Raw genomic sequence first — 19,329 nt, 5'->3', positions numbered from 1 at the left:
TGGTCGAACATTCGGACCGAGGAGTAACCCAGTGCCCCAGCCTTCTCAGCCGCTGCGCTCGCTCGGCTTCCTCACGATCGGGTTGTTCGACGAAGACGATCCCGCGCGAGGGCACGAATCGACGTTGAGCATCATCGAACTCGGCGAGCGGCTTGGCTTCGACAGTGCTTGGCTTCGCCACCGACATCTTCAGTACGGAATTTCTTCACCGATTGCGGTGATGGCCGCGGCCTCGCAGCGCACCCACCGGATAGCGCTCGGTACGGCGGTGACCCCGTTGGGCTGGGAGAACCCGCTGCGCTTGGCCGAGGATCTAGCGACGGTCGACGTGCTCTCGGGTGGACGGATCAATCCCGGTGTCAGCGTCGGTCCACCGATGCAGTTCGAGCGCGTCAAGCACTCGCTGTATCCCGACACCGCGAACGACGAAGATTTCGGGTACGGACGGGTATCGAGGTTGCTCGGTTTCGTGGCCGGTGAGCCCGCGTCGAGCTGGTCGGGAACAGAAGGAATCGAATCGTATTCCAATCGTGTGCAACCGCATTCGCCCGGTTTGCGGAATCGGATGTGGTACGGCGGAGCAAGCCTTCGCTCGGCGCAGTGGGCCGGTGAGAACGAGATGAATCTTCTGGTGAGCAGCGTGGTGCGTGCCGAGGAGTCGACCCAGTTCGACGAGATTCAGCTCTCGCACATCCGCACGTTCCGGCAGTTCCACCCGGCAGGGCTCGATGCGAGGGTGTCGCAGGGACTGGTCGTGATTCCGACCGACAATGCCAGTGCCACTCAGGTCGCCAAGTACGAGGAGTATGCGCGGAGCCGATCGGCGCGCACGCACGAGCCGCAGGGCCCGGCGCGGATGATGTTCGCACCCGACCTCGTCGGTACCTCGGATGACATTGCCGAGCAGCTGTATGCCAACAAGTCGTTTCGTGAGGTGGACGAGGTGGCGTTCGCTCTGCCGTTCAGCTTCGAATACGAGGACTACGTACAGATCCTCACCGACATGGCACTCGAGCTGGGTCCGGCCCTGGGGTGGAGGCCGGCACAGCGATGAGGACGATCGACCGTACGGCCGATCGTCCTCATCGGTGAGTGCTGAGCGGGGTGACTATCCGCCGGTGATGGGGGAGTTGTACGCACACGGGATCGACTTCGTGGGGAAGCCCTTCGGATCCAGTGCGTTCTTCACGATTCCGATCGCGCGCTCCGAGACGGAGATCGACAGGTGGTCGGACAGGTCGATTCCGCAGCCGTCCTGCAGGGTGACGTTGTTGACCGTGGCACCGGGGCCTGCGGTGAGGAACGTCGTCTTGTAGGGGGTGACGACCTCGTCGTACTTGGTGCCGATCACGGTGTACTTGATACCGGGGTCGGTGTCACCGCCGACAGCCAGTGCCTTGACCAGCGGAGAGTCGATGACCTGGTCGGAGGCAGCGGGGCCGGCGATCGCACCGACGACGCCGAGCACGTTCAGACCCAGATTGTTGATGGTGCGACCGAGCGTGCCGATTCCAACCAGCGTGGTGCCGTGGTTCGAGCCGGCGACGCTGACGACGGTGTTCACCTTGTTCTTGGTGGGATCGGCCAGGTTGGCTCCGCCCTCGAAGCGAAGGTACTGACGGGTGACGAGGCCACCCTGAGAGTGACCGACGACGTCGACCTGAGCGGAGCCGGTGGCGGCCCGAACTGCGTCGATGTAGGTCGCGATTTCCTTGGCGCTCGAAGCGACGGAGTCCGTGCCGCGCAGCGACTTGATGTGACCGATGGCGCTGGAATCCGTGTCACCGTAGTTCAGGGCGAAGACGCAGTAGCCTTCCTTCTTCAGCGCAGGCGACATCCGAGCGAAGTTGTTGAACGCGTTCTCCCAGGTGCCGTGCAACAGGACAACCGGTCGCGGATGCGCTGCCGAAGGCTTGCAGTTCCAGTCGTTGGCCCCCTGCGGTGCCACGTCGGGATTGACGACGCTGTACAGGAAGCCCGCGAGGAAGTTGGTGAATACCGGTCCGTAGCCCTTCGTCTCGGTCTTCGGATCGTAGGTGCTGGTCGCAGGAAGAGCGGAGTCGAGACTCGGAGGAACGATGCCCTGGTCGGAGGCCTTGGGTGACGCCTCGGTCGGTGCGGGCGGGATGACGTCCTCGCCCTGCACGGTGGCGGGCGGAGCGGGAGCGGCGGGAGCGGCAAGTGCTGTCGCACCGGTACCGAGGGCAAGCGAGCACGCCATTGCCGCGATCATTGCAGCGCGCACAGTGGTGGCTTTCCGTGTTGCGCGGAAAGTGGACCGAGAAGTGGTCATGGAGCCTGACTTTCGACGAGGGTTGTTGGACAAGCCGGAACAGTAGGCGCGGATTTCGGTCGATTACGGCCTCCGGCCTGGCGTTTGGAATCTGCCCGTAACCGCTGCGTCATTTGTGAGAAGACGTCACAAGTGACTTGGGCCACCTCGATTCAGGATGCGATGCCGGATATATTGGCGAAAACAATCCGTAGGTTTGATTATTGTTCTACGGTTCGTCTGTTCGCTTCTCCGTTCGGTGGTTCAGCGGGCGCAGTGGAGAGCGACGCACGAGGTCGATGCCGCAGCAGGTGGGTGCCGAGCCGATACGACAGACAAACCTGTTACAGGTTCGAGTGCGAGGGGTGGAGTCGGGTGACCACAACAGAGAGCGTGCGCGTGCCACAGGAGGATTACGTGGGCGGGCGACGTGCATCCGATCGGTTGCGGACGCCGCGGGAGACGGCCGCCCGGATGTTGGATCAGGACATCGGGGAACCGGAGGACACTCCACCGCCTCGGGACTGTGCTCGCGGTGAGCTCGACGACATGACGACCACCTGTTGCGAACTGGCAACGGGGGTCCTGGAATCCGGCCGTCTACCGATAGCGGGTGCGATGGACATCTTTCGTGATGCCGCAACCAGGTGGGCCCGCGACGGTGTCCCGCTCGGCCGGATCCAGCACGCGATAAACGAGGGCTGCGCACTGGGTTTGCGCACTGCCCCACGCTCGGTCGACGAGAACGCCGATGCTCCGATGGTCGACGGCACCGTACTGATCATGGAGCTCCTCGATGCAGTCACCGAATCCGTCTCCGATGCCTACCTCGCGGAATTTCGCACACTGACGCAGAACGGTCCCCGCCACGACGCGGAACTGCTCGACGCGCTGCTGACCGGCGACGGGACGGCCCGCAAGATCGCCGATCGAATGGGCGCACTGCTCGCCGAGGACTATCACGTGGTGGCTCTGCACTTCCCGGCCCACGCCGACGAAGGTGCCCGCAGGGGTGACGCCGGCATGATGGCAGCCCGTAAACTGCGCAGAATCCATGGTGCTCTGGCAACGCTGGACGCGGACTGTGCGCCGATCGCATCCGTCAGCGCTACCGGTGGAACCGTTCTGCTGCCCGACATACCCGGTGTCGACGTCGACGAACTGGTCGGTCGTTTCACAGACGGCGGGCAGATAGCCGTTACCGCGACCACTGCATCGGCAGCGATCGACGACATCGCCGCTACTGCACCGCATCTGTACGAGCTGCTCAGTCTCGTTCGTCGGCTGCGATACTCGCCGGGAACGTATCGGATTGCAGATCTGGTGTTCGAGTATCAGGTGAGCAGGCCTGGTCTGGGCCGCAAGCACCTCGTGACGTTGATCGATCCGCTACGCGATTCGGTCGATCTGTTGCCGACGCTGCAGGCCTTCGTCGAATCGGACTCCAACCGGAAGAAGACGGCCACCTGGCTCACGGTGCACCCCAACACGGTCGACTACCGACTCAAGCGCGTGGAGCAGCTCACCGGACTGGATCCGATGAAGCCGTCGGGATTGCGTCGACTACACGCGGCTCTGATCGCCGACCGCCTCGAGGCACGCCGCGCGCCGGTGGACGAGCGAATATCGTGACCGTGTCGGACGGCGCGGTGCTGGCAGCATCGGCGGCGCTCGATTCGGTCGAGTCGGTGGCTGCGATGTTTCAGCCCGTCGTCGAACTGTCGACCGGGGCTGTCGTCGGCTACGAGGCGCTCGCCAGGTGGCCCTCTCCCAGCCTGGCCGTTCCCGAGGCCGTGTTCGCCCTCGCCCGCGAGCGCGGCATGGTGGGCCGTGTGGACGTCGCATGCCGGGCGGCCGCGTTGCGGGCGGCTCGTGAGCGCGCGTACTCACGCAGAGTGCGATTCTTCCTCAACATCGAGCCGGGCTGCTTCGTCGACGAACGGGATGTCGACATCCACCTCGATGCGATCGGCAACGATCTCGACGTGGTCCTCGAGATCACCGAGCGAGACCTCGATCGAAACGTACCGATGCTGATGGCGCTGGTTCGAGGTGCTCGCGCACGCGGGATGTCGGTGGCGATGGACGACGTGGGTGCGACGCCGGCGACACTCGGTCTGCTGGCGTCGGTCGCGCCGGACATCGTCAAACTCGACGCGTCGATCGTCCGGTCGCCGTACCGATCGCGTACTGCGATGCGGCAGGTGCGAGATTACCTGCGCACGAGCGACGCAACTCTGTTGGCGGAAGGAATCGAGACTCGTCGGCATCTGCGTCGTGCAATGGCATTGGGCGCGACCCTGGGGCAGGGCTGGCTGTTCGGCCGACCGATGCCGCTCCCGAATCCGCCGATCTGACGCCGTCGATCGCGCACAGACCAAGGACCCCGCGTCTCGAACCGCTCGAGATGCGGGGTCCTTGGGGTCGTCCGAACAAGAAGTCAGTTCGTGAACTTGTCCTTGATGTTGCCTGCAGCGTCGGAGACGTCGTCGCCGACCTGCTTGGTCTTGCCCGAAGCCTGATCCTTTGCGCCTTCGGCAGCAAGATCGTCGTTGTCGGTCTTATGGCCGATCTTTTCCTTGGCTTCGCCCACCAGCTCTTCGGCCTTGTGCTTTGCCTTGTCGATGAAATCAGCCATGTGAACTCCTCGAAATAGATTGTCCTACCTGTTCGCAGAGAGCTATACCCACGATCGGACGCGGTAATCCCCGTTGTGGGTGCGGTTGTACGGATGCGATCCGGGTAACCGTCGACCATGAACTCAGACAGCGACGCCAAGCCCGCCCACGAGACACCGTCTCCGGAGCATCGGCGTCCGAGCGGTGTTAACGACGCGACCGTGGCGGCGGTGGGCAAGATGTCCGAGGCGCTCGAATGCGTCGAGCGGGCCCGCGGGCACCTCTATTCGTTCCATCAACTGATGGGTCACTCCGACCTGCTCCTCGGAGAAGCCGTCGAGGCACTCGCCGAAGCCGATCACGATGCAATCGCACAGCGAATCGGCGACGACATGATCGGCAGGAACATCGCACCCGGACGCTGGACGTTCCAGCTCGTCGAGGAATTCGACGACGGCTACTGGAGTCCGCTGCGCGAACACGAGCGGGCGGTGCGAGACGAACTGCTCGACGGTCGCCGCCACATCTTCGAGGCAGAGATGAAGGAGCAGCGTCGTACCCATGGCCGCCGCGGGCACGAGGCCAGGCCGACCGACTGACTGCACTCGGACGAAAGCACCGACCCCGCCGGTAACGGCGAGGTCGGTGCTGGTGTCGAGAAGGTCTAGCCTGCTTGAATTGCTGCGTCGACCTCGCTGGTTGCACTGGCGGTGGACAACTGCCCGCCGGAGTTCTCCAGGTGCGCGCGAACGAACCAGTGGAACAGTTCGAGCTGGGCGCTCTGGCCGATGAGCATGTCCTCGGTGATGGGGTCGATGTCACCGACCTCTTCGATGTTCTTGCGAGTGGTCTCGATGACGCCGGTGTAGACCAGATCGAGAGCTCCGAGGTGCTCGATGGCCGTTGCGCGTCCGATCGAGTAGTCGTCCCAGCTACGTTCGGAGACGATGGTGCCGGGCGTGCCCTTGGCCGAGGAGCCGAGGGTTGCGATGCGCTCGGCGACGTCGTCCGCGAAACCGCGAACTGCCTCGACCTGCGGGTCGAGCATCTCGTGTACCGAGATGAAGTTGGGTCCGACGACATTCCAGTGAATGTGCTTGAGCGTCAGGTGTAGGTCGTTGTACGCGTTCAGTCGATCTTGCAAGATTTCGGCGACGCGCGCGCCCTTTTCCGAGGTGAGTCCGGGAACGGTGTACGAGTTCTTTTCAGCCATGATCAGTGATTGCCCCAACGCCCCGGAACACAAACATGCCCCGCCGAACTGATCGGCGGGGCATGTTTCGTGCGGTGCTAGGACTTGTCGAGTCTCGGTGAATCCGTACCCGACGTTCCCGTCGACGAGGAGCCGGCGGTGGATGTTCCGTCCGTCGGGTCGACGATCGGGCTGTCGGCCGCGGCCCTGTCGATCGCGTCGGCGCTGTCTTCCTCCGGGGGATTCTTCAGGCTCAGGATGATCGAGCCTGCCAGGACCACGATGATGACCACCAGGCTGACCAGAGACGGGATCTCGGGGATCGACGTGCTGATCACCTTGTGTCCGGCCTGGAGAATCAGCTTGACGCCGATGAAGGCGAGGATGATTGCCAGACCCTTGGACAGGTAGTGGAACTTCTCGAGCAACCCTGCGAGCAAGAAGTACAGGGCACGCAGTCCGAGGATGGCGAACGCGTTCGAGGAGTACACGATGAACGGGTCGTCGGTCACGGCCAGAACAGCGGGAACGCTGTCGACTGCGAACACCAGGTCGGCGGCCTCGATCGCTACTACGACGGCGAGCAGCGGCGTGGCCACCCGCTTGCCTGCTTCCTTGACGAAGAACTTGGTACCGGAGTACTCGTCCTGAACGGGGACGATCTTCTTGAGCAAGCGCACTGCGATGGAGGTGCCGGGGTCGTACGAGTCGTCCTCGTCCTTCATCAACTTGTAAGCGCTGTAGAGCAGGATGGCTGCGAAGACGAACAGAACGGCGGCGAACTTGCTGACGATGGCCACACCGGCGGCCAGGAAGATGGCACGGAAGACCAGGGCGCCGATGACACCGAAGAACAGCACGCGGTGCTGGTACTCACGGGGAACCTTGAAGTAGCCGAAGATCAGCGCGAAGACGAACAGGTTGTCGACGGACAGACTCTTCTCCAGCAACCACGCCGTGGTGTATTCCACGCCGGCAGTCGTGCCGAGCGTGAAGAACACGACGATGCCGAAGATTATCGCCACGCCGACCCACAGAGCGCTCCACCACGCGGCCTCCTTGAAGCCGATGATGTGAGCACCGCGGTGCGCAAGCAGGTCTATTGCCAGCAGGATGAGGACGACGGCACCGAATGCCGCCCACGCCCACCACGGAACGACGTTCATGAACGACCACCCTTACCGCTGAATTTGCTACCGAGTTGCTTCAACTTCGCCTGATTCTCCGGCTTGGTTGCGTATCTACGTGCCTGATCGACCATCTTCTTGCCCTGTGGGCTGCGAGCGAATGTGGTCAACTTCTGTACCAATGACGACATCTGTCACATGCTCCTTGCGTTCTCGTTCGTATGATCCCGGTGGCGTTCTGGCCGAGCGTTCTGCTCGACGGGAATCGTGGGTCTTTCCGCGGGGCCCCACGCCTGGTGGGTCCGACCGCGACTACTCCAGTGTGACTGTTCAGTTTCATGCAGGCAGGGTCGTTTTACGGACATGTTTCGCCGGAATTCTTTGCCGGAAACCGGCAAGTTGGTCGTCTGTACCTGTCATGAGGGCAAGCGACCGCCAGGCCAGTCGAGCAACATGGCACCGAGTACGGCTGTATGCAGCGCAAATGCCTCGACGGGGTTGCCCACATCTTGACCGGTCAAATCATGTATTCGCGACAATCTGTACGTGACCGCCCTCACCGACAGGTGCATGCGCCGCGCGGTGGACGCAGAGTTCGCGCCGGTGTCGAAGTACACCTGCAACGTTTCCAGCAACGGACCTGCACCACCGCGGGCGACCAGTAGCGGCGTCAGCAACGTGTCGACCAGATCTGCGATGGCGGCCCGGTCACTGATGAGGACTCGGTAGACGAGCAGATCTCGGGCATCGACCACCGGGGTATCGAGTCCGAGCGCGGAGGCCAGTTCGAGAGCATCGAGCGCCTCCCGGTAGGACGCGGCGACGCCTCCTGCTCCTCCGCGTGGGCGACCGACCCCGATCTGCGTCCTGCCGTACTCGCCGTCGCGACGGAGGTCGACGGAGTCGGTCGGGGTGTGCCCGGACGTACCGAGGACACGTCCCGCCCTGTCGAGAACATGCTCGACGGCCTCGCGGTCGGGTGCGGGAAAGACCAGAATCAACCGACCCTGCTTGGTTGCGACGAGCAGCTCGGCGTCACCTTTGCTGCCCTGCACGCTGCGCTCGACGAGTCCGATCGCCGAGCTCGCGTCGGTGAACGGCTTGCTCGACGTGACCACCGCAACCGCGTGCGGACTCGACAGGTCGAGTCCGAACGTCTGGGCGCGTCCGAGTACCCCGGCGACGTCGGACGTTCCGGAGAGCAGATCGTCGACGAACTCGCGGCGGGCGAGTATCTCGGCACGAACGAGCGTGCGGCGGGCGAGTTGAAACCCTTCGGCGAGTTCGGCCACTGCGTCGTCGACGGCCCGCAGCATCACCTCGCCTGCCGTCACGACGCCGGCCGGATTGTCGGCGGCTGCCGTCACTGCGGGCAGTTCTCGCCACAGCCGCCATGCCGAGGACAGATACATGTCGAGGAGCGCGCGCAATGCGACTCCGGCGCGCGCGGCAGCATCACCCTGCGCCCGGAACGGTCTGAGCTGTTGTCGTCTGAGCGGGACGCCGGCGTTCACCGCGTCGGTGAGGACGTCGAGAAAGTTTCCGAGGAACACGACGTCGAGGCCGCCTGCGTCCGACGCAGCCAGCGTTGCGACCGTGTCGAGCCGTGCCCCGCCCTCCTGTGTGGCCATGTGTTCGCTCGTCTCCCATTCGATCGAAGGTCAATGGTAGGCATCGCGGTGGCAGTCCCGAAACGAGTCGCTGCGTGAATCGAAGATTTCGCGGCGTGTTCGATGTGCGGGGGGCACTATCTGGGAGCACAATCAGCCGATCCGCACGTTCGCCTCCACATTGGGAGAGCCGACCATGACTTCGTCGAACAGACCTGCATCGGGTCTTCGATCACAGCTGCTACGCAAGAAGCCGATCGTGGACCCCGAACAGCACAGCAGCGGGGGGCTCGAACGCACTATCGGCACGTTCCAGCTGACGATGTTCGGCGTCGGTGCCACCATCGGCACCGGTATCTTCTTCGTGCTGTCGCTCGCCGTTCCCGAGGCCGGTCCCGCGGTGATCCTCTCGTTCCTGGCGGCAGGTATCGCGGCCGGTCTCGCCGCAATCTGTTACGCCGAAATGGCATCGGCAGTGCCGGTTTCCGGCTCGACCTACTCGTACGCCTACGTGACGATGGGTGAGGTGGTCGCGATGGGGGTCGCGGCCTGTCTGCTGCTCGAGTACGGGGTGTCGAGTGCCGCCGTCGCCGTGGGGTGGAGCGGGTATCTCAACGAACTGCTCAACAACCTCTTCGGTTTCACCATCCCGCATGCGTTGTCCGCTGCACCGGGCGACGCCGACCCCGGGGTCATGAACCTGCCCGCGGTGGTGCTGATCGTGTTGTGCGCCGTGCTGCTCATTCGCGGTGCCAGTGAATCCGCTGCAGTCAATGCGGTCATGGTCGTCATCAAACTCGGTGTGCTCGCACTGTTCGCGGTCGTCGGATTCTCCGCCTTCGATTCAGGGAATTTCTCCGATTTCATGCCGTTGGGTACTGCCGGTGTCACGGCTGCCGCAGGCACCATCTTCTTCTCGTTCATCGGACTCGACGCGGTGTCCACCGCGGGCGACGAGGTGAAGAATCCGCAGAAGACCATGCCGCGGGCCATCATTGCTGCGCTCATCGTCGTCATCGTCTTCTACCTCGTGGTCGCGGTGGCAGCGCTGGGGACTCAGCCGTGGACCGCTTTCGCCGGTCAGGAGGAAGCCGGCTTGGCCGAGATTCTTCGCAACGTCACCGGGCAGGCCTGGCCGGCAACGATTCTGGCTGCCGGCGCGGTCATCTCGATCTTCTCGGTGACCCTGGTGACGATGTACGGGCAGACTCGCATTCTGTTCGCGATGGGCCGAGACGGCATGTTGCCGAAGACGTTTGCCAAAGTCAGTCCGCGCACGCACACCCCGGTCAACAACACGATCGTGGTCGCGGTGATCATCTCGATACTCGCTGCGTTCATTCCGCTCGACAAGCTGGCCGATCTGGTGTCGATCGGAACGCTCGTCGCGTTCATCGTCGTTGCGATCGGGGTGGTCGTGCTTCGTCGGACGATGCCGGACCTGGAGCGTCCGTTCAAGGTGCCGGGCTACCCGGTGACGCCGGTGTTGTCGGTCGCCGCATGCGTGTACATCCTGTCGGGTCTGCGGTGGACCACGTGGTTCTGGTTCGGGCTCTGGCTCGCTGTGGTTCTCGCGTTCTACTTCCTGTGGGGTCGGCATCATTCGGCGCTTCGATCGGTTGGAAAGGACGCGGAATGAGCGTTCTGATCGCCTTTGCGCCGGGAAAAGGCAGTGTCGGTGCCCTCGATCTCGGTGCTCAACTCGCGCGGTCGTCGGGTACCGACATCGACGTTGCGACGGTGGTGCCCAAGCCGTGGTCCACGCCGTCGATGGCACGCGTCGATGCCGAGTTCGCGGATTGGGCGGCGGTGACGGCAGCCGAGTCGGAATCGAAGGCGCGCCACTACCTGGAGGACCGGGCCCCCGACATCTCAGCATCGTTCCATCGTCTGGCACACCGCTCGGTATCGACGGCGTTGACCGAAGCGGCACAGAACCTTTCGGCGTCGGTTCTGGTACTCGGTTCCTCGGGGGACGGGGCGCTCGGGCAAGTTGTCGTCGGGTCGACCGCGGACAAGCTCCTGCACTCCTCGCCGGTGACGGTAGCGCTCGCTCCGCGTGGCTATCGCATGCGTGAACGTGCGACGCTGACGCGGATCACCTGCGCGTTCTCCGGTGACAGCGAGGCCTCGCGTGTGGTGGGACCCACCGCGGAACTGGCCAGGGATGCCGGCATTCCACTGCGATTGGCGTCGTTCGTCGTCCGCGGGGCAACGATGTACCCACCCGAGGTCGGACTGCGAGCCGAGGACGATGTTGCCGCCGAGCTCGCCCGAGGGCTGAGCGAGGCACTCACTGCGGCGGTGGACGACGCTGTTGCGGTGGGACTTCCGGCCGAACAGGTGACGACCGAGTTGGCCACGGCCGGGAGTTGGCGCGAAGCCCTCGACGAACTGCACTGGCAGGACGGCGAAGTACTGACCATCGGATCGTCCGGACCGTTGGGGCCCATCGCTCGGGTGTTCCTCGGTTCGCGGGCAACGAAGATCATTCGTCACTCACCGGTACCGATCCTGGTGCTGCCGCGTCGGTGACGTTCTATCGGTTGAGGGCCAGCACCGAGAGCAGTTCGTAGGCCACGTGAGCCGCGGCGATTCCGGTGATCTCGGCGTGGTCGTACGCGGGCGCGACCTCGACGATGTCGGCACCGACGACGTTCAGTCCGACAAGTCCACGCAGCGTGTTCAACAGTTCGCGAGAGGTCATTCCCCCGGCTTCGGGAGTGCCGGTGCCCGGAGCGTGTGCTGGGTCGAGTACGTCGATGTCGACCGAGACGTAGACCGGGCCACCGTCGAGGCGACGACGCATCCGCTCGACGATGCTGGCCACGCCGTCGACCTCGTAGTCGTCGGAACGGATCACCTGGAAGCCCAGCACCCGGTCGTCCTCGAGGTCCTGCTCACTGTAGAGCGGGCCGCGGATGCCGATGTGCTGCGAGCGTTCGAGGTCGATGAGCCCTTCCTCGCTGGCTCGTCGGAACGGTGTCCCGTGTGTGTAGGGCGCACCGAAGTACGTGTCCCACGTGTCGAGGTGAGCATCGAAGTGCAGCACTGCTATCGGCCCGTGGTCGCGCGCGAGCGAACGCAGGATCGGCAGTGCGATGGTGTGGTCACCGCCGAGGGTGAGAACCGACGAGCCGTCGGCGCGCAGGTCCGTCACCGCGTCGTGCACCGTGGTCAGTGCCTCGGTGATGTCGAACGGATTTACCCCGATGTCGCCGAAGTCCGCCACTTGTTGACGGGCGAAGGGTGACACCTTCAGCGCAGGGTTGTACGGCCGCAACAGTTTCGAGGCTGCGCGGATGTGACCCGGGCCGAAACGTGCCCCTGGGCGGTAACTCACGCCGGAATCGAACGGCACACCGAGGATGGTGACGTCGGCGCGAGACACCTCGTCGAGACGGGGCAGCCGCGCGAAGGTGGTCGGCTCGGCGAAGCGGGGGACCTTGGTGGCGTCGACCGGACCGATCGGGGGGTGCTCGGGATTGCTCGGGTTCATCGACAAATCCTTCCGAATTCTCAGGAGTCCGGTCACGTTGGGTCGACCAGTTCGCCCGGCAAGCGTTACTCTGATGCTCGATCTTGTCAACACAAGTTTCCTGAAAGGCGAGAGCAGTGTCCCTTGCTACGTCGGTCGTCGGCGATGCGCCGCGTATCGGTGCGCGGCTCAGGGAGGCTCGGCAGAAGAAGCGGTTGACTCTGGACGCGCTCGCCGAGACGTGCGGGGTGACCAAGGGGTACCTGTCCAAGCTCGAGCGCGATCAGGTGAACGCCTCGGTTGCGTCGTTGGTGCGGGTCTGCGCTGCGCTCGACGTCCCGGTCGGCTCCCTGTTCGACGATGCCCCGGCGGGTGACGTCGTACGGGCACAGTCGTTGCCGCGCATCGTGTTCGGGGGCGAGGCGATGACGGAATATTTGTTGACCCCGGTGGGGGAACGGCGCGTCCAGGTGTTGCTGGGGGACATCGAGGAGGGCGGCGGCAGCGGAGCGGAGGCGTACACCCTGCCGTTGGACGTCACGTTCGTGCACGTGTTGTCCGGCGAGGTGCGGGTGACCTTCGAGGCCGACCCCGGCGGCAGCTTCGGCGGCGACGACGTCCTGCTCGGGGCGGGCGATGCGTTCACCTTCTCGCCCAGGCGACCGCACAGTTTTCGCAGCGAGGGCAGCGGCGGTGCGCAGGTTCTGTGGGTACTGGCCCCGGCGTTGCCGGAGGAGTTGCCTGCAACGAAACAGGAGTTTTCCTCATGACTGTCACCGTGTCGCTGTTCCAAGGGCCGGAGTTGTCCGGTGATGTCGACGCGAACCTCGCGGCGATCGACGCCGCCGCGGCGAGCGCGTCCGCGGCAGGGGCGTCCATCCTCGTCACCCCGGAGATGTCGGTCAGTGGCTACGACATCGGAGATCTCGTGCGGGAGCGCGCCGAACCGTTCGACGGTCCGATCTTCGAGCGCATCGCCGCGATCGCGCGATCTCGAGCTGTCGCAATCGTGTACGGCTATCCCGAGAGCAGCGGTGAATCCGTGTTCAATTCGGTCCAGGTGGTCGACGCATCCGGGCTGTCGATCGCGCGCTACCGCAAGACCCACCTGTTCGGTGAACTCGATCGCACGCACTTCGCTCCTGGGCCGGAACTGTTGGTGCAGTTCGACTTCGGAGGTCTGCGCTGCGGCCTGCTCACCTGTTACGACGTCGAATTCCCGGAAACGGTGCGTGCGCAGGCCGATGCCGGAGCGCAATGGTTGATCGTCCCCACCGGTTTGATGACGCCGTTCGAGATCATCGCAACTCACGTGGTCCCGACGAGGGCGTACGAGAGTCAACTGTTCATCACCTACGTGAATCGCTGCGGGGCCGAGGCCAGCCTGACGTACTGCGGACTCACCTGCGCCGTCGCGCCGGACGGTACCGACATCGCCCGGGCAGATGCACACGAGGAGTTGCTGACGGTGGACTTGGATCCGGCCGAACTCGCTCGATCCCGCTCCGTCAACACCCATCTGGCCGATCGCCGCCATGATCTGTACCGGACAGTTCTCGACCCGACAGGGTCCTCGCGGCCCGAGCAGGAGACCGACCGATGACCACACCCGTCACCCCGGACAGCTCGATCGAATCCGAGGACGAACAGCCGCTCACCATGTTCGGCCCGGACTTCCCGTTCGCCTACGACGACTACCTCGCGCATCCGGCCGGTCTCGGCAGCATTCCCGACGCGGCCCTCGGTACCCAGGTCGCCGTGATCGGCGGCGGACTCGCGGGCATGGTCGTCGCCCACGAGCTGCTCAAGCTCGGGCTGGAACCGGTTGTGTACGAGTCGGATCGGATCGGCGGACGAATGCGCTCGGTGCCGTTCGACGGACACCCCGGGGTGGTGGCCGAGATGGGTGCAATGCGGTTTCCGCCGTCGTCGACCACGCTGTTCCACTACCTCGACGCAGTCGGGCTCGAGACGACGCCCTTTCCGAATCCGTTGGCAGAGGTGACACCGAGCACGGTGATCGACCTCAAGGGCGAGAGCCATTATGCGCGCAAGCTCGACGATCTTCCGCCGATCTTCGCCGAGGTTGCCGACGCGTGGAACCGCACGCTCGAGGAACACGCCGAGCTGGTTCCGCTGCAGCGCGCCATTCGCAGGCGAGACGTGGCCGAGATCAAGAGGATCTGGAACGAGCTGATCGTGAAGTTCGACGACCAGACCTTCTACGGCTTCCTCGCTGCGTCCGAGCACTTCTCGTCGTTTCGGATGCGAGAGTTGTTCGGCCAGGTGGGTTTCGGAACGGGTGGCTGGGACACCGACTATCCCAACTCGATTCTCGAGATCCTCCGCGTCGTCAGCACGGCAGCGGACGACCACCATCGCGGAATCGTCGGAGGCTCACAGCAACTGCCGATGCGGCTGTGGACCGACTCGCCCGCGAACATGGTGCACTGGCCGGCCGGCACGTCGGTGGCGTCACTGAACGGTGGCACCACGATGTCGCGCGTCACCGAGATCAGGCGCACCGACGGCGGCACCACGATCCACGACGACCGCGGCAACATCCGCACCTATGCGGCCGCCGTCGTGACGGCTCAGAGCTGGATGTTGCTCAGCAACATCAGATGTGACGACGGCCTGTTTCCCATCGATCACTGGACCGCCATCGAACGCACCCACTACATGGGGTCGACCAAGGTGTTCGCACTCGTCGATCGGCCGTTCTGGAAGGACAAGGATCCGGTCACCGGGCGAGACCTGGTCAGCATGACACTGACCGATCGAATGAGCCGCGGCACTTACCTACTCGATCAAGGCGAGGGCAAGCCGGGGCTGATCTGCCTGTCCTACACCTGGTCCGACGATTCGCTCAAGCTGCTGGCCCTCGACCCGACCGAGCGGATGAACATCATGTTGCGCTCGCTCGAAGAGATCTATCCCGGCGTCGACTTCCGTAGCCACATCATCTCGACCCCGGTGACACTGTCCTGGGAGACCGAACGCGATTTCATGGGTGCATTCAAAGCGAACCTGCCGGGTCACTACAGGTATCAGGAACGACTGTTCACCCACTTCGTGCAGGACGAGCTGGACCCCAGGCACCGAGGGATCTTCTTGGCCGGCGACGACATCTCGTGGACCGCGGGCTGGGCGGAAGGTGCGATTCATACGGCACTGAACGCAGTGTGGGGCGTCGTGCATCATCTGGGCGGTTCGTCCGCCGAGGGCAATCCGGGACCGGGCGACGTCTTCGAGACCATCGCGCCACTTCGATTGGGGGATTAGCCCTTCGGCGGCAGCGAACGCGGCGCGCGCTCGTCGAACACGAACAGCGCCAACGCGATCGTCAACATCAGCGCCACGACCCAGATCGCTCGCAGTCCGAACAGCTCGACCGCAGCTGCACCCAGCAGCGCGCCGCCGAGGAACCCGGAAATCACCGCGGCGAACCGTCGCGCCCGCGTCCCTTCCTCGCGATCGTGGTCGACGACACGGTGAAATGCGGCCATCGCCATGCTGCGCAGATTTCCGGTCGTCATCGTGGTGTTGAACGGCGAATCCACCAGCACGCGAAAGGTGGTCACCTGCACGCCGGCCACATGCGCGAGGATGACCGAGACGACGGCGTCGGGCACGGTTGCCGGGAGAAATCCGACGCCCAGAACCACGAGGATCTCGAAGACGAGTACCGCACGGACCGGCCGTCGCACGATCTTTGCCACCGCGGGCAACGCGATGAACTCCGCGGTCGCGACGCCCAGCACGAACGCCGCCAGCGGCGGTAGAAAGGCCAGCGCGTCGATCCAGCGCCCGCCGGCGATGTCGACGCCGAGCAGCACCACGTTGCCGGTCTGGGCACCTGCGAACACTCCGCCGCGAGTGACGTACGTGTAGGCGTCGAGAAAACCGCCGACTGCGGCCAGAAGTACCCCGAGTCGAACCGACTTCGCGGTAGCGACAGCGATGTGGGGCTCAGGACGTGGCGTGGTCATCGAGAAATCCTGACACAGGGCCCTTCCATCACGGCTCGACAGTTCGTTCCATTCACGTCGATGCCAGGAGTGAGAGCAACAATTCCGCGCGCACTCGCGCGGACGTCAGATCCACCGCGAGTAGTTCCTCGCATCGCGTGATCCGGTTTCGCAGCGTGTGCCGATGAACGGACAGTTGTGCGGCAGCGGTTTCCCAGTGCCCGTTGGCCTCGAGGAAAGCCCGAAGTGACGCCACCAGATCGGCGGTATGGATGCGGTCGTACTCGGCCAGCACGGCGATGGTCACCGCGGCCATGGCTCGTAACGACTCCTGCACCGGTTCGGAGGCCAGCAACATCGATCCGGTGAATTCGACGATGTGATCGTGGGATCCGGCAGCCGCGCAGGCGAGCGAGGCTTGTCGAAGCGCCGCGGGGGACTCGGTGATGTGAAGGCGGGCACTGAGGCCGACGCACGTCGATCGGGGTAACGAATCCATCATGCGTGCGACGAAGGTGGCGTCGTCGGAGCCACGGAGCAGAAGCTCGCAGCCGATGTCGGTAGTCCGGGCGAAGGTGGGCCGCCCCCGGAGCCGAGACTCGGCATCGATCGCGTCGACGATGCGCTCGGATGGTCCGCGAACCACCGCAACCCTGATGTGCGAGTCGTCGTCGGCAGCATCGGCGAGATAGCTGGGCACGTGCACATCGTCGTCCGTGGTCAGATGCCCGTCGAGGAGCAGCCCGAGCGCCAAGGTGTTGAGCCTGGACTGTTCGGCGCGCAAGCGCGCCGGCTTCTCGAGTTCGAGGGTCACCAGTGAAACGGCATGCCCGAGCAGGATCTGCTCGACCCCGGTCATCGGTCCAGCGGTGCGAATGGCCAAGAACGTCGGTGCGCTGCCGGTGATCGGGACGGAATGCAGACTCACGGTGCGACCCGGTTCGCTCACCGAGACCGTGGCAGGTGACGCCGACGGGCGGATGCTGCGAGCGATCTCGCGGGCCTGCTCGACGAGATTCGATGCGTCGGTCGGATGGAACGATTCGGCGCGCCTACCGATCAGTGCCACCGATGTCGACGTGGCGACTGCGAGTTCCCGGACGATCGCGTCGACGCCGCCGTGCAGCGCTGCCCGCGTGATGCGGTTCTGCACCGACGCAGCGCGAACGACCTGCTCGTACTCCTGCTCGGAGATTCGCTTCATGACCGCCCGGATGACAGCAGCGAACGGAGTGTCGTAGGGAACTTCGACGACCGAAAGGCCCACCTCGTCTGCGGCGTCGAGAAGATGCTGGGGAATCGTGCTGTGGGACAAACCGATTCCGAATCCGAGGCACGCAACACCCGCGGCCGCCAGAGTTCGAACGTAGGTCCCGAGCGCGGGACCGTCGGAGTCGAAGCCCAGCCCGGTCGTCAGAATCAACTCGCCGCCCGACAGCCAGGGGCTGGGGTCGGTGAGCTCGGTTGCCTGCGCGAAGGTGATGGACGCAGAACTGCGCTCGGGTCCGCCGCGGTGACTCAGTCGAAGGTGTCGCTGCCTCAGCAGCCAGGACATCTGCACGCTCACATGTCGCACTGTAATCCTGGGTTCGACGAAAAGGAGTGTGATCGGCTCGCGGGATGGACGAAATGGCAACTGACCCGGCGATCGAGCAGTCGCATACTTGCTGAAACAGCCCAGACGAAAGGTGCGACCATGGCCTCGATCGAGTACCGACTTCCACAGGAGCGCAAGATCGTCACCGCGTTCCCCGGACCGAAGTCGTCGGCATTGGCGGAGCGCCGCAAGGCTGTCGTCGGTGCAGGCGTGGCGTCCACTCTGCCGGTCTACGTGGCCGACGCAGACGGCGGCGTCGTCGTCGATGTGGATGGCAACTCGCTGATCGATCTCGGTGCCGGAATTGCCGTGACGACCGTCGGCGCCTCGAATCCGGCCGTTGTCGCCGCCGTGCAGGATCAGGTCGCTCACTTCACCCATACCTGCTTCATGATCGCGCCCTACGAGGGTTACATCGCAGTTGCCGAGAAGTTGGCCGAACTCACCCCCGGAGATCACGACAAGCGCACCGTCCTGTTCAACAGCGGTGCCGAGGCAGTCGAGAACGCAGTGAAGATCGCCCGGCACGCCACCGGACGCTCGGCCGTCGTCGTGTTCGACCACGCCTACCACGGCCGCACCAACCTGACGATGGCACTGACCTCGAAGTCGATGCCGTACAAGAGCGGCTTCGGGCCGTTCGCGCCCGAGGTCTATCGGGCCCCGATGTCCTACCCGTTCCGGGAGGGCCTGAACTCCGACGGTTCCGCGGTCACCGGCGCGCAGGCTGCGGCACGGGCGATCTCCGTCATCGAAAAGCAGGTCGGTGCAGCCAATCTCGCGGCCATCCTCATCGAGCCCATTCAGGGTGAGGGCGGTTTCGTCGTGCCGGCCGACGGCTTCCTGCCTGCACTGGCGAACTGGGCGCGCGAGAACGACGTCGTCTTCATCGCCGACGAGGTGCAATCCGGATTCACCCGGACCGGCGCCTGGTTCGCCAGTGAGCACGAGGGAGTGGTGCCGGACCTGATCACCATGGCGAAGGGCATCGCGGGCGGGATGCCGCTGGCCGCGGTCACCGGCCGCGCCGACCTGATCGACGCCGTGCATCCGGGTGGACTCGGTGGGACGTACGGCGGCAACCCCGTCGCCTGCGCTGCCGCACTGGCATCCATCGAACAGATGGAGACGCTCGACCTCAATGGCCGCGCCCGCGATATCGAACGCATCGTGCTCGACCGGCTGCACGCGTTGACTCCGGACGTCTCCATCATCGGTGACATTCGCGGACGCGGAGCCATGCTGGCCGTCGAATTGGTCGTACCCGGTGGACACGAACCCAATCCCGAGGCCACCAAAGCCGTTGCGGCTGCGGCACTCGAGGCCGGGGTCATCGTGCTGACGTGCGGTACCTACGGCAACGTCATCCGCCTGCTGCCGCCCCTCGTGATCTCCGACGAGCTGTTGGACGACGCGCTCACCGTCCTCGAAGGTGCGCTTCGCTCAGTGGCACAGGGGAACTGA

Annotated in this window: 19 protein-coding genes; 10 read left to right on the top strand and 9 right to left on the bottom strand. The window is 64.5% G+C overall.

Annotation, left to right across the window (positions count from 1 at the left end; all coding sequences use genetic code 11):
* The first annotated feature begins 31 nt into the window (after positions 1–31).
* Positions 32–1,054, top strand: coding sequence for an LLM class flavin-dependent oxidoreductase (locus BH93_RS18640; RefSeq protein ID WP_037176449.1), 1,023 nt, complete (start codon positions 32–34; stop codon positions 1,052–1,054).
* A 54-nt stretch (positions 1,055–1,108) separates the two neighbouring features.
* Here BH93_RS18640 and BH93_RS18635 read toward each other — a convergent pair whose 3' ends face one another.
* Entirely contained in the window at positions 1,109–2,293 is a 1,185-nt protein-coding gene (locus BH93_RS18635; RefSeq protein ID WP_037176451.1) for an esterase/lipase family protein, read from the bottom strand.
* 354 nt (positions 2,294–2,647) lie between these two features.
* Here BH93_RS18635 and BH93_RS18630 point away from each other — a divergent pair, with 354 nt between their 5' ends.
* Positions 2,648–3,904, top strand: a complete 1,257-nt coding sequence (locus BH93_RS18630; RefSeq protein WP_165712765.1) for a PucR family transcriptional regulator — start codon at positions 2,648–2,650, stop codon at positions 3,902–3,904.
* On the top strand, positions 3,901–4,629 hold the full coding sequence (locus tag BH93_RS18625) for an EAL domain-containing protein (RefSeq protein WP_230592602.1): 729 nt from the start codon (positions 3,901–3,903) through the stop codon (positions 4,627–4,629). Before BH93_RS18630 ends, BH93_RS18625 begins: the two co-directional genes overlap by 4 nt.
* A gap of 83 nt (positions 4,630–4,712) precedes the next feature.
* Here BH93_RS18625 and BH93_RS18620 read toward each other — a convergent pair whose 3' ends face one another.
* On the bottom strand, positions 4,713–4,910 hold the full coding sequence (locus BH93_RS18620) for a CsbD family protein (protein ID WP_027496220.1): 198 nt from the start codon (positions 4,908–4,910) through the stop codon (positions 4,713–4,715).
* 117 nt (positions 4,911–5,027) lie between these two features.
* Between BH93_RS18620 and BH93_RS18615 the strand changes: the two genes are divergently transcribed.
* Positions 5,028–5,489, top strand: coding sequence for a hypothetical protein (locus BH93_RS18615; protein WP_037176453.1), 462 nt, complete (start codon positions 5,028–5,030; stop codon positions 5,487–5,489).
* A 65-nt stretch (positions 5,490–5,554) separates the two neighbouring features.
* On the opposite strand, the gene BH93_RS18610 is transcribed toward BH93_RS18615, so the two are convergent.
* The 4 genes from BH93_RS18610 to BH93_RS18595 form a co-directional block, all read right to left on the bottom strand.
* Positions 5,555–6,103, bottom strand: coding sequence for a Dps family protein (locus BH93_RS18610; RefSeq protein ID WP_037149645.1), 549 nt, complete (start codon positions 6,101–6,103; stop codon positions 5,555–5,557).
* Positions 6,104–6,180: 77 nt separating this feature from the next.
* Positions 6,181–7,248, bottom strand: a complete 1,068-nt coding sequence (locus tag BH93_RS18605; RefSeq protein WP_032404759.1) for a TerC family protein — start codon at positions 7,246–7,248, stop codon at positions 6,181–6,183.
* Positions 7,245–7,400, bottom strand: coding sequence for a hypothetical protein (locus BH93_RS18600; protein ID WP_165430199.1), 156 nt, complete (start codon positions 7,398–7,400; stop codon positions 7,245–7,247). The genes BH93_RS18605 and BH93_RS18600 overlap by 4 nt, the downstream gene beginning before the upstream one ends.
* A 225-nt stretch (positions 7,401–7,625) precedes the next feature.
* Positions 7,626–8,840: a PucR family transcriptional regulator gene (locus BH93_RS18595; RefSeq protein WP_037176455.1), complete on the bottom strand. Its 1,215-nt coding sequence runs from the start codon at positions 8,838–8,840 to the stop codon at positions 7,626–7,628.
* A 175-nt stretch (positions 8,841–9,015) separates the two neighbouring features.
* On the opposite strand from BH93_RS18595, the gene BH93_RS18590 reads away from it, so the two are divergent.
* Positions 9,016–10,458: an amino acid permease gene (locus BH93_RS18590; protein ID WP_037176457.1), complete on the top strand. Its 1,443-nt coding sequence runs from the start codon at positions 9,016–9,018 to the stop codon at positions 10,456–10,458.
* Complete coding sequence (locus BH93_RS18585; protein WP_037176459.1) at positions 10,455–11,354, top strand: universal stress protein; 900 nt, start codon at positions 10,455–10,457, stop codon at positions 11,352–11,354. Before BH93_RS18590 ends, BH93_RS18585 begins: the two co-directional genes overlap by 4 nt.
* A gap of 4 nt (positions 11,355–11,358) precedes the next feature.
* On the opposite strand, the gene speB is transcribed toward BH93_RS18585, so the two are convergent.
* Complete coding sequence (gene speB / locus BH93_RS18580) at positions 11,359–12,318, bottom strand: agmatinase (RefSeq protein WP_032405057.1); 960 nt, start codon at positions 12,316–12,318, stop codon at positions 11,359–11,361.
* 116 nt (positions 12,319–12,434) lie between these two features.
* Here speB and BH93_RS18575 point away from each other — a divergent pair, with 116 nt between their 5' ends.
* The 3 genes from BH93_RS18575 to BH93_RS18565 are packed head-to-tail and all read left to right on the top strand — an operon-like array spanning position 12,435 to position 15,582.
* Entirely contained in the window at positions 12,435–13,067 is a 633-nt protein-coding gene (locus BH93_RS18575) for a helix-turn-helix domain-containing protein (protein WP_037176460.1), read from the top strand.
* On the top strand, positions 13,064–13,900 hold the full coding sequence (locus BH93_RS18570; protein ID WP_037176463.1) for a carbon-nitrogen hydrolase family protein: 837 nt from the start codon (positions 13,064–13,066) through the stop codon (positions 13,898–13,900). Before BH93_RS18575 ends, BH93_RS18570 begins: the two co-directional genes overlap by 4 nt.
* Positions 13,897–15,582, top strand: a complete 1,686-nt coding sequence (locus BH93_RS18565; protein ID WP_037176465.1) for a flavin monoamine oxidase family protein — start codon at positions 13,897–13,899, stop codon at positions 15,580–15,582. Before BH93_RS18570 ends, BH93_RS18565 begins: the two co-directional genes overlap by 4 nt.
* Here BH93_RS18565 and BH93_RS18560 read toward each other — a convergent pair.
* Both BH93_RS18560 and BH93_RS18555 read right to left on the bottom strand, forming a co-directional pair.
* Positions 15,579–16,289: a YoaK family protein gene (locus tag BH93_RS18560; RefSeq protein WP_037176466.1), complete on the bottom strand. Its 711-nt coding sequence runs from the start codon at positions 16,287–16,289 to the stop codon at positions 15,579–15,581. The two genes, BH93_RS18565 and BH93_RS18560, sit on opposite strands and share 4 nt — an antisense overlap.
* 52 nt (positions 16,290–16,341) lie before the next feature.
* On the bottom strand, positions 16,342–17,835 hold the full coding sequence (locus tag BH93_RS18555; RefSeq protein ID WP_037176468.1) for a PucR family transcriptional regulator: 1,494 nt from the start codon (positions 17,833–17,835) through the stop codon (positions 16,342–16,344).
* 129 nt (positions 17,836–17,964) lie between these two features.
* Here BH93_RS18555 and gabT point away from each other — a divergent pair, with 129 nt between their 5' ends.
* Positions 17,965–19,329 (top strand): 4-aminobutyrate--2-oxoglutarate transaminase, encoded by a 1,365-nt coding sequence (gene gabT / locus BH93_RS18550; RefSeq protein ID WP_037176470.1) that lies wholly within the window; start codon positions 17,965–17,967, stop codon positions 19,327–19,329.

Origin of the sequence: Rhodococcoides fascians A25f (genome assembly GCF_000760935.2) — a bacterium.
GTDB lineage: Bacteria > Actinomycetota > Actinomycetes > Mycobacteriales > Mycobacteriaceae > Rhodococcoides.
Note: the sequence above shows the minus strand (reverse complement) of the source record. Positions and strands in the feature narration are given on the sequence as shown.